At 62.4% G+C, this 12,530-nt stretch carries 15 protein-coding genes; 5 read left to right on the top strand and 10 right to left on the bottom strand.

The annotated features are described in order from the left end of the window. Positions 1 to 31: 31 nt before the first annotated feature. A complete protein-coding gene (locus F6V25_RS17020; RefSeq protein WP_191966185.1) occupies positions 32 to 1,117 on the bottom strand; it encodes a putative NPN-dependent ornithine cyclodeaminase in 1,086 nt (361 codons plus the stop codon). Positions 1,118 to 1,342: 225 nt separating this feature from the next. Between F6V25_RS17020 and F6V25_RS12905 the strand changes: the two genes are divergently transcribed. Then, positions 1,343 to 2,518 carry a hypothetical protein gene (locus F6V25_RS12905; protein ID WP_151128965.1) on the top strand — a complete coding sequence of 392 codons (1,176 nt, stop codon included), beginning with the start codon at positions 1,343 to 1,345 and terminating at the stop codon, positions 2,516 to 2,518. 87 nt (positions 2,519 to 2,605) lie between these two features. Here the strand turns inward: F6V25_RS12905 and F6V25_RS12900 are convergent, their stop codons facing one another. The 6 genes from F6V25_RS12900 to lexA form a co-directional block, all read right to left on the bottom strand. Further along, the gene (locus F6V25_RS12900; RefSeq protein ID WP_151128964.1) at positions 2,606 to 2,947 is read right to left on the bottom strand and encodes a c-type cytochrome; all 342 of its coding nucleotides are present in this window, start codon (positions 2,945 to 2,947) and stop codon (positions 2,606 to 2,608) included. A gap of 42 nt (positions 2,948 to 2,989) precedes the next feature. After that, positions 2,990 to 3,469 (bottom strand): class II SORL domain-containing protein, encoded by a 480-nt coding sequence (locus tag F6V25_RS12895; protein ID WP_151128963.1) that lies wholly within the window; start codon positions 3,467 to 3,469, stop codon positions 2,990 to 2,992. 28 nt (positions 3,470 to 3,497) lie between these two features. Continuing rightward, positions 3,498 to 3,809 carry a SorB family sulfite dehydrogenase c-type cytochrome subunit gene (gene sorB / locus F6V25_RS12890; RefSeq protein ID WP_151128962.1) on the bottom strand — a complete coding sequence of 104 codons (312 nt, stop codon included), beginning with the start codon at positions 3,807 to 3,809 and terminating at the stop codon, positions 3,498 to 3,500. A 10-nt stretch (positions 3,810 to 3,819) separates the two neighbouring features. Continuing rightward, positions 3,820 to 5,010, bottom strand: coding sequence for a molybdopterin-dependent oxidoreductase (locus F6V25_RS12885; RefSeq protein WP_151128961.1), 1,191 nt, complete (start codon positions 5,008 to 5,010; stop codon positions 3,820 to 3,822). A 149-nt stretch (positions 5,011 to 5,159) separates the two neighbouring features. Next, a complete protein-coding gene (gene dinB / locus F6V25_RS12880) occupies positions 5,160 to 6,395 on the bottom strand; it encodes a DNA polymerase IV (RefSeq protein ID WP_151128960.1) in 1,236 nt (411 codons plus the stop codon). 35 nt (positions 6,396 to 6,430) lie between these two features. Then, positions 6,431 to 7,036 (bottom strand): transcriptional repressor LexA, encoded by a 606-nt coding sequence (gene lexA, locus F6V25_RS12875; RefSeq protein ID WP_151128959.1) that lies wholly within the window; start codon positions 7,034 to 7,036, stop codon positions 6,431 to 6,433. A gap of 150 nt (positions 7,037 to 7,186) precedes the next feature. Between lexA and F6V25_RS12870 the strand changes: the two genes are divergently transcribed. Further along, the gene (locus F6V25_RS12870) at positions 7,187 to 7,483 is read left to right on the top strand and encodes an integration host factor subunit alpha (protein ID WP_151128958.1); all 297 of its coding nucleotides are present in this window, start codon (positions 7,187 to 7,189) and stop codon (positions 7,481 to 7,483) included. After that, a complete protein-coding gene (locus F6V25_RS12865) occupies positions 7,480 to 8,430 on the top strand; it encodes an aldo/keto reductase (RefSeq protein WP_151128957.1) in 951 nt (316 codons plus the stop codon). Before F6V25_RS12870 ends, F6V25_RS12865 begins: the two co-directional genes overlap by 4 nt. A 251-nt stretch (positions 8,431 to 8,681) precedes the next feature. On the opposite strand, the gene F6V25_RS12860 is transcribed toward F6V25_RS12865, so the two are convergent. From F6V25_RS12860 to F6V25_RS12850, 3 genes are all read right to left on the bottom strand, one after another. Next, positions 8,682 to 9,644 carry a TIM44-like domain-containing protein gene (locus tag F6V25_RS12860; protein ID WP_151128956.1) on the bottom strand — a complete coding sequence of 321 codons (963 nt, stop codon included), beginning with the start codon at positions 9,642 to 9,644 and terminating at the stop codon, positions 8,682 to 8,684. Positions 9,645 to 9,759: 115 nt separating this feature from the next. Further along, complete coding sequence (locus tag F6V25_RS12855) at positions 9,760 to 10,485, bottom strand: M48 family metallopeptidase (RefSeq protein ID WP_151128955.1); 726 nt, start codon at positions 10,483 to 10,485, stop codon at positions 9,760 to 9,762. Continuing rightward, positions 10,482 to 10,973, bottom strand: a complete 492-nt coding sequence (locus tag F6V25_RS12850) for a hypothetical protein (RefSeq protein WP_151128954.1) — start codon at positions 10,971 to 10,973, stop codon at positions 10,482 to 10,484. The genes F6V25_RS12855 and F6V25_RS12850 overlap by 4 nt, the downstream gene beginning before the upstream one ends. A 393-nt stretch (positions 10,974 to 11,366) precedes the next feature. Between F6V25_RS12850 and F6V25_RS12845 the strand changes: the two genes are divergently transcribed. Together F6V25_RS12845 and F6V25_RS12840 are read left to right on the top strand one after the other, a co-directional pair. Then, a complete protein-coding gene (locus tag F6V25_RS12845; protein WP_149211975.1) occupies positions 11,367 to 11,597 on the top strand; it encodes a hypothetical protein in 231 nt (76 codons plus the stop codon). 326 nt (positions 11,598 to 11,923) lie between these two features. After that, on the top strand, positions 11,924 to 12,520 hold the full coding sequence (locus F6V25_RS12840; protein WP_151128953.1) for an undecaprenyl-diphosphatase: 597 nt from the start codon (positions 11,924 to 11,926) through the stop codon (positions 12,518 to 12,520). Positions 12,521 to 12,530: the final 10 nt, after the last annotated feature.

The raw sequence follows: 12,530 nt of genomic DNA, 5'->3' as shown, positions 1-12,530 counted from the left end.
GCGTCTCCTTCCCGGCGGCTGCCGCCCCTGCTCATCTCAGGTTGTGCCACAGATTGACCATGAAATCCTGGGCGTTGGTCAGGATGGCCACCGCTTGCAACGATCCCCGGTTGGCGAGTTTGTCGGTGCTGAACTCCGTCATGTCGACCACATAGAAGAAGACCGGGCGCACCACGTCCTCCGCGGTGACGTGGTAGCCGGGAACCATGTTGCCGAAGGCGATGGTATGGAGTTGGGTCGCCAGGGCGATCACCGTGGTAGCCCGGCGGGCGTGGACCCGCATGGCATCCTGGGCCAGACAGGCATCGGAGATGACGCCGGGCAGCGGTCCGTCATCCCGGATGGAGCCGGCCAGCACGTAGGGAACCCCCTGCCGCTCGCAGGCGGGGATGATGCCGTCGGACAGCCCCAGTTCCCGGATGGCCCGGGGGATCGAACCGTGCAGGCGCACCTCGTTGATGATGTCCAGGTGGTTGTAGTGGCCGTGGGGCTGCAACGCCTGGGTATAGATGTCCTGGCCGAGGCCGGTGCGGAAACGGGACGCCTCCAGGTCGTGGGTGGCCAGGGCGTTGCCCGCCAGCAGAGCATGGCAGTAGCCCTGCTCGATGACAAACTGCATCGCGTCGCGGCTGTCCTTGTCAAAGGCGACCGCCGGGCCGAGCACCCACACGATGTGACCGTGCGCACGGTCATGGCGCAACACCGCGTAGAGTTCGTCGTAGGAACGGGAAAAGGGCGTTTCTCTGGTGCCGCGGGTACGGAAGGCGAACTTGCCGGCAGCCGCCGCGGGCGATGAAAAGCCTGCGGGATGCACATAGATACCCTCTTCGCCCTCCTCGCTCCTGCCGACCACCACCGGGTCGCCCCGCTTCACCAACCGGGGCTCCATGACCCCGACCTCCCTGCCCCGCAGAATCATGACGGCATCCATGCGGCTCTCCCGGGCGAGCAACCAATCCCCGTCCCCCAGATGGAGGTACTCGGGGTGGTTGGAGGTGGCGTGGAACCCCCGGGGCAGCACCCCGTCGGCCGGAGCGGGTTCAGTGCGAGCCGCCGGTGCAGCGGCCAGATCCGGCCGGCTGAAATCCGGTGGCGTGTAAGCTGGTATGGGCGACATGACGGCCTCCTGTCTTCCGGCCTCCCCTCGTTACGAGGGTGTCCCGGATAACGAACCTTACGACAAGTAAACAACTGCCGGCAGAGATTGTCAAGGCAGGGCAGGGCAGCAAATATTTTATGCCCCACCATCAGGGGAAAGGCTTATAATTTAATAGTATGAGGGCGCAGGGTTATTTTTGAACGATGCAGAGGATGCCCCGCGTGAGGAGAGGAAGTGAGTTCCATGAAACGGCTGGCCGTGAGAATGATGATTGCGGGGTTCGCCTGCACACTGTTGCTCGTGCCGCTAGCGAGCCATGCGGATTCGGACCAGGCGGCACAGGTCAAGACCGCGCCGCCCATAGGGCAGCAGGTGGTACGGGAAGGCGATTTCGCCGTCAAGGCGGTGGCCGCCCTCGGCATGGGAACGGCGGAAAACGAAGCGGAAGCGGAGAGCCGTCTGGCCGAAATCGGCATCAGCCCCAGAAACGGCTGGATCGCCGATTATCCCATGACCCCGGATATCTGCGGAGAGATTTATAAATCGGTACGGGACGCCGCAGACGCTGGCAAGGTCGGGCTGAGCATCGAAAGCGCACTGGAGCGCCTGGATGGTGTGATGGCCCAGGCAGGCTTGTCGGCCACAGCCTCTTCCGAGGGAGCGGGAACGGGCGGATACTCCGGCCCCGCAAGCGCGCCCGGCGAGGCGGTCATCAACAACTATTACTACAATGAAGGCCCGCCCATCGTCACCTATTATTCCCCACCCTATGACTATCTTTACCTGTACGCCTGGGTGCCGTACCCGTTTTGGGGCTACGGTTTCTGGTTCCCCGGTTACTATATCCTGAACGACTTCCACCGGGTCGCCTACGCGGGGCGCCGGGGGGTATTCGTCTCGAACCACTACCGGGATCTGGGAGGGCGGCGCTATACGCGCATCGATCCGGTGACACGGTTCAGCGGCAGGGCGGCGGCCACCGGTGGGGCGGTGCGAAGCGGACTACCGACAACCGGAGCCTCCCGGGGGAGCAGGGGAGCGGGCGGCACCGGCAGCACCTGGCACCCGGCACCCAGCAGCAGGTTCAGCGCGCCGGCTTCCCGCGGGGGCGGAACATACGGCACGCCGTCATACCGCGGCCGGGGGGCGTTCAATGGGGGGGCATCGGTTCCCCGAACGGCGGTCACCCAGCAGAGAAGCGCCTATCGGGGGAGCCCCCCCTCCATCACCACCCCATCCCGTTCCTATCGGGGTAACAGCGTAGCCGCCGTTTCGGGCCTGGGAAACAGATTCAGCAGCACGCCGATGGCCCAGAGCGGGTTCTCGGGAGGATCTTTCAGGGGAAGCGGAATGGTGGGGACAAGCTTCCGTGGCAACGGATTTTCGGGAGGCGGATTCTCCGCCAGAGGCCACCGCTAGTGTCCCGTGCGGCGGACCAACCGCACAGGACACGCACCGGAACATCGGGCAGGGGGTTTTCCCGCCAGGGGGCGGGGAGGAGTGGGCCTATTTGTTGAAGGTGCCCAGGATATACTCCGCTATGGCCCGGGCATCCTCGTCCGAAAGGGTGGCCGGGTCGAACTTCAGCATGCCGGGACCGGGGTTCCTCATGAGCCTGACGATATCGTCGGGGGTGAGGATATTGTTCCGCCTCAGGTCCGCCCGGGAGAGGGTTTTTACCGGGTTGACCTCATTGCCGCCATCGGCATGGCAGGCAACGCAGTTTCGCAAAAAGGCCGCTTCGCCCCTCGCGAGGGCCGTATCCCCGCAGTGGGCGGACAAGGCGGGCAGGAGCACCGCCCCCACCATCACCAACGCCGCAACAAACCATCCCCTCGTGTTCTCCATCCGATGATCCCCCCGTGGTTTGCCGCTCCGGCGGCCATTCCGTCAGACAACCGAGATATCCAGGCTCGACTCCCAGGTGCCGTGCAGGTTGCAGTGCTGCGACGCAACCAGGGTGACCTTTCCGGCCGGGGCCGCTTCCTTGGGGATGACGACGGTGAACGTAACCCTTGGACTCAGGAATCCCTTGGGCTGGAGGTCTATGCGACCGGCCGGCTCGTTGCCGATGGCAAGGGCGATGTACTCGATCCAGTGGGCCGGCCCCATGACATGCAGTTTTTCGCCGATCGAGACCTCAACGGTAAACGGTTCCCCGGCCTTTACCGAAGCGGGTGCCGAGATGGCCGGGGCATGGGATTTTTCCAGGGGGGTCTTCTTGGCCGGGTCCTTTACCCGGTTGATCCCCTCGAAAAGCGACTGGTCCACCTTGGTGGGGAAATAGCGCTCCGCCGCCGCCAGGGTGGAACCGATGCCGGTGGCGATCGAGCCGATGGCCGTTGCCTTCAGAAATGTGCGTCTGTCCATGGGGTATTCTCCTTTCGAATGGTGCCGACTACGATCCTGTTCCGTAATAGGCGGCGATATAGTCGCTGATCACCTTGACGCTTTCTTCGGGGATGGGAGCGCCGTAGACCTTGATCATCTTGGCTACCTCTGCCTGCCACTTTGCCTTCGGAAATTTTGGCTGGGTGGTAATATAGTCCAGGCTATGGCAGATACTGCAATAGCGGCGTACCACATACACTCCGGCCCCCTCCTTGAGGGACACGGTTGGCGGCGGGAGGGTGATGCGGTGCAGATCGGCCGCTCCGGCAGCCCCCCCGGCACAGATCGTCATCAGTATGAACAGGAGCCGTATCCTCACAATCCCCCTCCTAAACGACAATCAGAGTGTTTCGTTCGATCTTGTTCCAAAGATAGCCTGCCGGGTTCCACAGGCTGTCCAACGGCTGCGATTCCCCGATGCTGTTGACGGCCCGCACCCTGACGTCATAGCTGCCCGCTTTCTGAGGCTTCATGGGGTAGTACCACTGTACCCACGAATGGCGCCCCAGGTCCTTGCCGAGGCGGGCAGGACGCCAATCCTGGCCGCCGTTGACGGAAACCGAGACCTCTTTGATGCCGTAGCCCCCCGAGAAGGCCACCCCCATAAGCTCGATCGGGCGTCCGGCCTTGAGCCGGCTGCCGTCCTGCGGGTTGATGAGCAGGGAGCGGGTCGTCATGCGCGTGATCGGGACGGTCTTCGCGGGGGTAGAGCCGGGTTCGACGCAGCCGCAGGCGGTGTCGGGAATCCGATAGGCGCTTTTTTTCCAGAAGCCTTCAAACGGCCGGGCCGCCACCTCCATATCCGAGAGGGATTTTACCCAGTAGGTGGCATACCACCCGGGCACCACAAGCCGGACGGGATAACCGTTCAGCAGCGGCAATTCCCGGCCGTTCATCTCATAGGCAATCATGATTTCGTCCTCCTGCGCCTTATCCAGGGCCAGGCTTTTCGCAAAGCCCGGCACCGTGGGCAGCGGAGGGTTGTCCAGCCCCTTGAAAATCACCTCCTGCGCCCCGGCCTTGATGCCCGCACGCTTGAGGACATCCCTGAGGCGCACACCGCTCCAGGTGACGTTGCCCATGGCCCCATTCAGCCACTGCCCCCCGAAGACCGGCGGATCGAAGAAGCTCCTGCCGTTGCCGGCGCACTGTATCACGGCGGTGTATTCAATTTTCTCAAACCTCTTCAGGTCGTCCAGCGTCAGGGAAAGCGCGTTTTCCACCTCGCCATGAACGACGAGGCGCCACGTGGCCAGATCGACCGATGTGGGGATATTGGCCAGATGCCAACGGACGAACAACGCCTCATTGGGGGTTATCAACTCCTTGAAGTATTTCAGTGGGGTCTCGAGTTGGGGAGGGCGGGCCGTCAGGAGCAGCAAGTCTGCCTTTTCCGGATAGGTTTCAAGCCTGCGCTCGCCGGCATACAGCACGGGGGGAAGGGTACCCGTGGCGGCCATTGCCGTGGTGACGCCAACGGCCTTCAAAAAATCTCTGCGAGTGATCCCCGGAAGGTGCATAGGGGGCCTCCTTGTCTTGTCAACCGGCAGATGACAGCGACGCCGGCAGGAAAATGCAGGGGGCTGTGAACGCCACCACTATGATACCAAAGGTTGCCGGTTGCGCAACGGGCCAACCTGCCGGGGGGCGCTTTTTTTATCTCCGGCGCTTATTTCACCTCTACGTTCCTGATCCCGGCCGGCCGCCAGGCCGGGGAGATGACGTGGGAACCGCCCGTTTTTTTGGCGGGGAGGAGGGTACCGAAGGTAACGGCCAGGGAGCCGAAGCGCTGGTTGAGGTCGTCCACCGCCCTGGCGGCTGCCGTCCTCTTGCGCTCGTCCTCGAACAGTTGCAACTGCTCGGACTGGTGCTTCAGGTTCGTGAGCCGCACCCCCAGCAACCTGACCGGTTGTTCCAGCTCCACGCCGTCCAGGATCGACAGGGCCGCCCGGTAGATATCGCTGCTCAGGCTGATGTAGCCGGGAAGCGTCGTCTGCTTGCCGAAACTGGTGAAAAAGTCGGCGTAGCGCACGTACAGGCCGACGGTCTTGCCGGCCACGTTGTACCTGCGCGCCCGGCTGCCGACCATGTCGGAGAGTTGCAGCAGGAAACGGAGGATATCGTCCCGCTCCTCGATGTCCCGTTCCAGGGTCATGCTGTGGCTGACCGACTTGACCTCATCCTCTTCCCCGCAGGGGATGACCGGTGAGTCGTCCCGCCCCAGCCCCATCTGTTTGAGGTGGGTACCGATGATCCCGAACTTCCGGGTCAGCCGGGTTTCGTCGCACCGCCCCAGTTCGCCGCAGGTATAGATGCCCATCAGGTTGAGGTGGCGCCGCATCTTCTTGCCGATGCCGCACAGGGCACCTATGGGCAGACGCTCCATGACCCGCGGTACGTCCGCCGGGACGATGACCGTCAACCCGTCCGGCTTGTGCATGTCGCTGGCCAGCTTGGCGAGCAGCTTGTTGGGGGCGATGCCGACGGAGCAGGTGATGCCGAGGTCCTCCCGGATGCGGGCCTTGATCTGACGGGCGATGTTCTCACCGGTGCCGAAGATCGAAAGGGAGTGGGTCACATCCATGAAGGCCTCGTCGATGGAGAACACCTCGACCTCGGGGGTATAATCCTGCATCATCGCCATGATCCGCCGGGAGGTTTCGGTGTACTTCCGGTTGTTGCCGGTGACGACGATCAACTGCGGGCAGCAGCGCTTCGCCTCCCACACCGCCATGCCGGTCTTCACGCCGCAGGCCCGGGCCTCGTAGGAAGAGGTGGTCACGACCGTGCGGTGACCGGCGCCGGTGACGGCGATCGGCTTGCCCCGCAGGTCGGCGTTGGCCTCCTGTTCCACCGAGGCGAAGAAGGCATCCATATCGATGTGGAGAATGGTTCTTGGTTTCATGGTTGTGACCGGGAATGCTCCGAGGCGGCCAAAGGTTATCTCATGCGGCGGTAGATGCCGATGACCTTGCCGACGATGCTCACCTCTCCGTCACCGGGGCGGAGGATGATGGCCTTCATATTGGGGTTGGCCGGTTGGAGGCGGATGCAGTCATGCTCGCGGTAAAACCATTTCAGGGTGGCCTCGCCGTCCACCATGGCCACCACGGTATCCCGGTTCTCCGCAGTGGGCTGGGGGTGTACCAGCGCCAGGTCGCCGTCGAAGATGCCGGCCGTAATCATGGAATCGCCGCTGACCCGGAGGAAAAAGCAGCCGGCACCCTTGATCTCGTTCCGGTCAACGGCAAAATAACCCTGGATATCCTCAATGGCGGGGGACAGGTTGCCGGCCCGCACCGTCCCGACAATGGGAAGCGACTGCGTCCCCCCCGTGAATCCGGCCAGGGCGATACCCCGGGAGCCTTCGTCCCGCCTGAGGCACCCCTTCCGTTCCAGGGCGGCCAGGTGCTTGGCCACGGGCAGCGTCCCGCTGACCCCCAGGTGGCGGGCGATCTCCCGCTGGGTGGGCGGGTAGCCGCTACCGTCGATGTGTGAAGCAATAAAATCCAATACTTGCCGCTGGCGGCCGGTCAATTCCTCCATGGCGCCCCCTTATGGTATTCATATGAATACCATAAGCGATGGCAAAGCGGATGTCAAGTTTGCCCGGTTGCGAAATTCTTTTCGCCGGGCTTGCGATAACTGAGTCATTTAGTGTATGTTTCTGAATTATTACTCAGATGAGAGGCAAACATGACCAAAGCAGACATCGTGGAGAACGTATCCAGAACGTGCGGATTCGCCAAGAAGGAATCCTACGATCTGGTTGAATCGGTTTTCAGTATCGTCAAGGCTACCCTGGAAACCGGTCAGGAGGTCAAGATCTCGGGCTTCGGCAAGTTCGAGGTCAAACAGAAGAATGCCCGGCGCGGCCGGAACCCCCAGACCGGAGAATCGATCATACTCGACCCCCGGAGGGTGCTCACCTTCAAGCCGAGCAACCTGCTGCGAGCGGCGATCAACGGCGATGCGGGGCAGGAGTCGGCGTGAAACGGGTACAACTCGGCGCCACCGGCATCGGCATCTTTCCGCTCATCTACGGCACCCTCCCCCTGGGGCCCCTCCAGGCCGGCATTACCCCCCGCGAGGGGGGCAGGCTCATCCGCCATGCCCTTGAGCAGGGAGTCACCATGCTCGACACGGCCGCCCTCTACGGGACCTATCCCCATGTCCGGGAAGGGCTCGACGGCTGGCGGGGCGAGGTCACCATCGCGACCAAGACCCATGCCGCCGACGCAGCCACCGCCCGCGCACATGTGGAACAGGCCCTGCGGGAACTGGGCAGGGAACGGCTCGATATCGTGCATATCCACGGCGCCCGGGTGGCCGACCCCTTCACGGAACGGGCAGAGGTGCTGGAAGCGCTCCTCACCATGAAGCAGGAGGGGAAGATCGCCCATGTGGGATTTTCCTCCCACTATATCGAGGCTTTCCGCAAGGCCGTTTCCCACCCGGAGTTCGAGGTGGTCCACCCCCTGATCAACAAAAACGGCATGGGCATCCTGGATGGAACCGCTGCAGAGATGGCCGTGGCCATCGCCGCCTGCGCCCGTTCCGGCCAGGGGGTCTATGCCATGAAGGCCCTGGCGGGGGGCAACCTGATCGCCGAGGCGCGCCAAAGCATGGCCTTCGTGGCCGGCCTGGAAGGCATCCATGGGGTCGCCGTCGGCATGCTTTCCGAACAGGAGATCGACGCCAACGTCGCCTTCTTCGAGCGCGAGGTGATGGATGAGGCGGTCTGGCAAGGGCTGGAAAGCCGGAGCCGTAAGCTGTTGATCATGGAGCAGTTCTGCAAGGGATGCGGCAAATGCATCGAGATCTGCGGCAGCAAGGCGCTGTCGCTGGTGGGGGGCAAGGCGGTGGTGGACGAGGCGGCCTGCGTGCTGTGCGGCTACTGCGGTTCCGGGTGCCCCGAGTTCTTCATACGGGTGGTCTGAACGAAACCCTGAATCCTGAAGACCTGAACGGCGGAGCGAGCGGCATGCCGAAGCCCACCACCGCCCATGCAGCACCATGTCGGATGCGCCGCGCGCCCTCCGTCGTGATGGAGGCACGGGAACAATGCCGGGCGGAGGCATGGCAAGCGAGAGGCCTCCCGGATTCAGGAAACTACATAGCCATTAACACAACGGCCCGGCCAGTTCTCTCACTGGCCGGGCCGCTTGCATGTGTGGCGCTGCGAACGGAATTATTTCTGGTTAATCCCCGAAAGCTGCCACGGGTTGTTGCCCACCGGCCGGGTAAAGGTCCAGAACTCCTCGAATTTCACCGGATCGGTCTTGCTCCCCTCCACCACCTGGCCGCTCGCGTCGTCGGTGGTGTAGTCCAGCAGGTTGGCGTAGATCAGGGCCGTGATATAGTCCTGGCCCGACTCCTGCCACGCCTCGCTGACCTCCACGTTGCGCACGGCGATATTCTCCAGCCGGTTCACCCTGTGCTCACGCAGCAGCCGGTCGATATCCTCCTGGAAGATGCGCCGCATATCCGGGGTCAATAACGGCGTCACACTGCTGAGGTCCCTGTTCATCCAGGCACCCTGAATCTTGAAAAAGATATCCATGACCCCGTCCGCGAAGCGCTGTTCATCGAAACCCGGGTCCATCTGCCTGATGTGGGAGAGGCCCGCCGCAAGGTCGCCGGCGGTATCGGCGTAGGCCGACTGGATGGGCCGGGGTGCCTCGGGCTCGGAGTACCCTCCCATGGCAGAGGGGCTCTGGTAGGGGGCGGCCTCATTGCGCCTCCCTTTGACGATCCGGTAGACCAGGTAAATGATCCCGGCGATCAGGATGATCTCGAACAGCCCGACCCCGCCGCCGAAGCCTCCTCCCATCCCGCCGCCGAAACCGAGGCTGCGGAACAGCATACCGCCCAGCAGGCCGCCCGCAAGACCGCCGGCCATGCTGCGCAGGAAACCGCCGCCGGCAGGCTGGGGAGCCTGGTAGGGCGACGGCGAGAACGGCTGGGGCGCAGCCTGCTGGCTGGGGCGGGGCTGCGAAGAGGGCGACACCGGCTGGGAATAGCTGCGCGACCCGCGGCTGCCGAAAGATTTGCCGCCGCCGGCGCGGGCCTCCGCGTCGACGGTGACGAGGGTTGTGCCTGCCAGCATGGCCACCAGGCTGAAAACCACCACCAACAGATATCTATTTTTCATCGTGGCTCCTTTTTAACCGAGGTATTCTTGCAGAAAGAGTAATCACTGCTGTGCCAGATGTCAATGCAGGCGGCGTGCTCCCCGGTATACGAAGGCTGCGCGGCGGCAGGCAGCGTTACCTGATGCCGTTAAGTTGCTTGCGCAGCCCGGCGTGATCCGGCACGTAACGCTCGACCAGGTTCCAGAAACCGGGTCCGTGGTGCCGCGCCCTGATATGGCACAACTCGTGGATGATCACGTAGTCGAGACACGCCGGAGGGGCTTTGATGAGGTGGAGGTTGAGGGTTATGCGGCCGGTGCGGTACGAATAGCTTCCCCAGCGGCTTTTCATGGAGCGGATCACGATGGAGGGGAGGGGAATCTCTTCCGCCCCCATCCTCCGGTGGCACTCGATTGCCCGTTCCCGAAAGATCCCCGCCGCCTGATCGCGGTACCATGCGTCGATGAGCAGGCGCGTGGCCCGAGGGTCCAATTCGTCCGGGGCGGCAACCACCAACGCGTCACCCCTGAGCACCACCGCTTCCGCCGTGCCCCGCTCCAGGCTCAATCCATACCCCCGCCCCTGGAACCGGAAGGTCGCACCGTTGTCGTATGTTTGGTGAGGCTTGGGCGGCGTGCTGTCGAACTCCCGCCATACCTTGGCGATCCACGCGGCCCGCCGGGAGACGAAGTCCCGTATCTCCCCGAGGGAGGTGCGTACCGGAACCCTGACGATCACCGACTTGTCCGGCCTGACCGTCATGCCCAGGGTCCTGCGCCGGGCATGGCAGTACTGGAACGGGATCACCATGCCATGGCATTCGATGGAGTCGAGGCGAAGTTGAACTTTGGAAACGGTCACGATTTCCCCTGCCTGATCCAGCCGACCAGGCTGCCCATGGCGTAGAGCCCCCCCATGGGTACGGCCCAGGCGACAAAGAGCCAGCCCGACAGCTTCAGGCGTCTCGATGCCAGGGTTTCCACGGCGTGGCGGTATTCCCTTTCTATCCTGTCAAAGCCCCTATCACCCTCCCGGCCGATCCGGTAGGTCTTGCGGACCTGGGCGATCCATGGGCCATATCCCTGGGTGCGGGCCGTTTCGAATATCTTCTCGGGGGAATCCCCCACAAAGGCGAGACCGTCGTACCGGCGCACCTCTTCCGTAACGGCGAACACCAGGGCCTTGTCCACCTGCCGGCGCTCCGGCATGAGCAGCCAACCGGTGGCGACAAGCATGAGCAGATACGCGCCCCCCGTCACCAGCCAGAGGCGCTGCCAACTCTTCAGGTCGCAGCACCGTTGCGCACGGCTCCAGATGCCGGACCGGTCTTTGTGGAGCGTAACATTCATGGCCGTTTTCCGGCATTGCCGGCGGTCCTTTCCGAGGTTGCCTATTGGGATGTATGGTACGCCAGAGGCGCTCTCCGGTCAAGGTGATGGGCGTCTGAGCCTTTGCCCCGCAACCGGGTGGCACGACATCCGCACCTGCCCTTGAAAGGAGCTTGCCTGAAGAACAGGGCGGCAAAAGCGGAAAGCACCATCCCTAAATTATATAGCGCTTATATACATAAAATGGCTTATTTGGGGCGGCCAGTACCCCATATCAGGCATAAAAAATCCACTCTTCAAAACGAAAAAATATACAACCAGCTGATTATTCATAATTTTCACACATTGACCACAATTGGCACCACTTATGCTTTTTCTTTCGCAAGTTTTTAAATTTCTTCGGAGGTAGTACAAATGAAAAAAGTTCTCTCCACCATCGTTGCCGCTATCGTAGCCCTGTCCTTCTCGGCTGTTGTTTTCGCTGCTGACGCTGCTGCTCCTGCTGCTGACGCCGCTGCTCCGGCTGCTGAAAAAAAAGAAGTGAAGAAACCGGCTAAGAAAGCAAAAAAAGCAAAGAAAGCCAAAAAAGCTGAGAAAAAAGAAGCCGCTCCTGCTGCTGACGCTGCTGCTCCGGCTGCCAAGTAATTCATTTTCCTCCTGAAGGAAAACAAAAAAGGCCGCATACATCACTGTATGCGGCCTTTTGCGTTCCAGCCCATGATTCATCCCACACGCGGACATCACCAGTATTCATCGCTTCAAACCATCAGCCCGTGCAGCCCCACACCGATTTCGCAAAAAATCCCCCAGCTAATCATCAGCTAAGTTTCTCCCTATAAAGTCCTATCATACGACATCGCCGCAACGATGCCCCAAGGAGAAGATATTAGAATCATAGGAAAAGGTTTGCTCCACCTTAGAAAGCAGAGGAAATCACCGGCCGGGCCCCCACCTCCCGCCGCGGAATTGTCATGGAAAAATTTAACGAAGCACTCTTTTTGACGATCAACGCCCCGGCGCACCCCCAGGCATTGCTACTGGCCTTGGCACGCGGGCTGGCCGAGTGGAGTATCTGGCTGATACCGCTGATCCTGGCACTCGGCTGGCTCCGCGGGGATGGACGGCAGCGCAGGCTGATGCTGGAGGCGGCGGCATCGGGGGGAGCCGGGCTGCTGATCAATCAGGGGATCAGCCTCTTCTGGCAGCATCCGCGCCCCTTTATGATCGGCCTGGGGCGCACCTTTCTCGCCCATGCCCCGGACTCATCCTTCCCCAGTGATCATGCGACCCTGATCTGGGCGGTGGCCTTCAGCCTTCTTTTGCACGAACGCACCCGGGCAGCAGGCCTCGCCCTCGCGTTGTTGGGGCTGCCGGTGGCCTGGGCACGGATCTACCTGGGGGTGCACTTCCCACTGGATATGGCCGGCGCGGCCCTGGTATCCCTGGTCGCTGCCCGACTGGCCTTGTACCAGAGACGGCACCTTATCGGGCGGTTCTACCGGCCCGTCCTGGCATTCTATCGCTTGGCGGCCACGCCGCTGATCCGGCGTGGCTGGATATTGAAGTAACGGCATACGT

This window comes from Oryzomonas japonica (assembly GCF_008802365.1).
GTDB lineage: Bacteria > Desulfobacterota > Desulfuromonadia > Geobacterales > Pseudopelobacteraceae > Oryzomonas > Oryzomonas japonica.
This window is presented reverse-complemented; position numbering and strand designations above follow the sequence as displayed.

Excerpts from the sequence above, each read along its gene's own strand:
- F6V25_RS12885 (WP_151128961.1), bottom strand. The coding sequence starts at position 5,010 with ATGCACCTTCCGGGGATCACTCGCAGAGATTTTTTGAAGGCCGTTGGC.
- F6V25_RS12895 (WP_151128963.1), bottom strand. The coding sequence starts at position 3,469 with ATGGACAGACGCACATTTCTGAAGGCAACGGCCATCGGCTCGATCGCC.
- F6V25_RS12850 (WP_151128954.1), bottom strand. The coding sequence starts at position 10,973 with ATGAATGTTACGCTCCACAAAGACCGGTCCGGCATCTGGAGCCGTGCG.
- F6V25_RS12905 (WP_151128965.1), top strand. The coding sequence starts at position 1,343 with ATGAAACGGCTGGCCGTGAGAATGATGATTGCGGGGTTCGCCTGCACA.
- F6V25_RS12900 (WP_151128964.1), bottom strand. The coding sequence starts at position 2,947 with ATGGAGAACACGAGGGGATGGTTTGTTGCGGCGTTGGTGATGGTGGGG.
- F6V25_RS12840 (WP_151128953.1), top strand. The coding sequence starts at position 11,924 with ATGGAAAAATTTAACGAAGCACTCTTTTTGACGATCAACGCCCCGGCG.
- F6V25_RS12845 (WP_149211975.1), top strand. The coding sequence starts at position 11,367 with ATGAAAAAAGTTCTCTCCACCATCGTTGCCGCTATCGTAGCCCTGTCC.
- F6V25_RS12860 (WP_151128956.1), bottom strand. The coding sequence starts at position 9,644 with ATGAAAAATAGATATCTGTTGGTGGTGGTTTTCAGCCTGGTGGCCATG.
- lexA (WP_151128959.1), bottom strand. The coding sequence starts at position 7,036 with ATGGAGGAATTGACCGGCCGCCAGCGGCAAGTATTGGATTTTATTGCT.
- F6V25_RS12870 (WP_151128958.1), top strand. The coding sequence starts at position 7,187 with ATGACCAAAGCAGACATCGTGGAGAACGTATCCAGAACGTGCGGATTC.
- F6V25_RS17020 (WP_191966185.1), bottom strand. The coding sequence starts at position 1,117 with ATGTCGCCCATACCAGCTTACACGCCACCGGATTTCAGCCGGCCGGAT.
- dinB (WP_151128960.1), bottom strand. The coding sequence starts at position 6,395 with ATGAAACCAAGAACCATTCTCCACATCGATATGGATGCCTTCTTCGCC.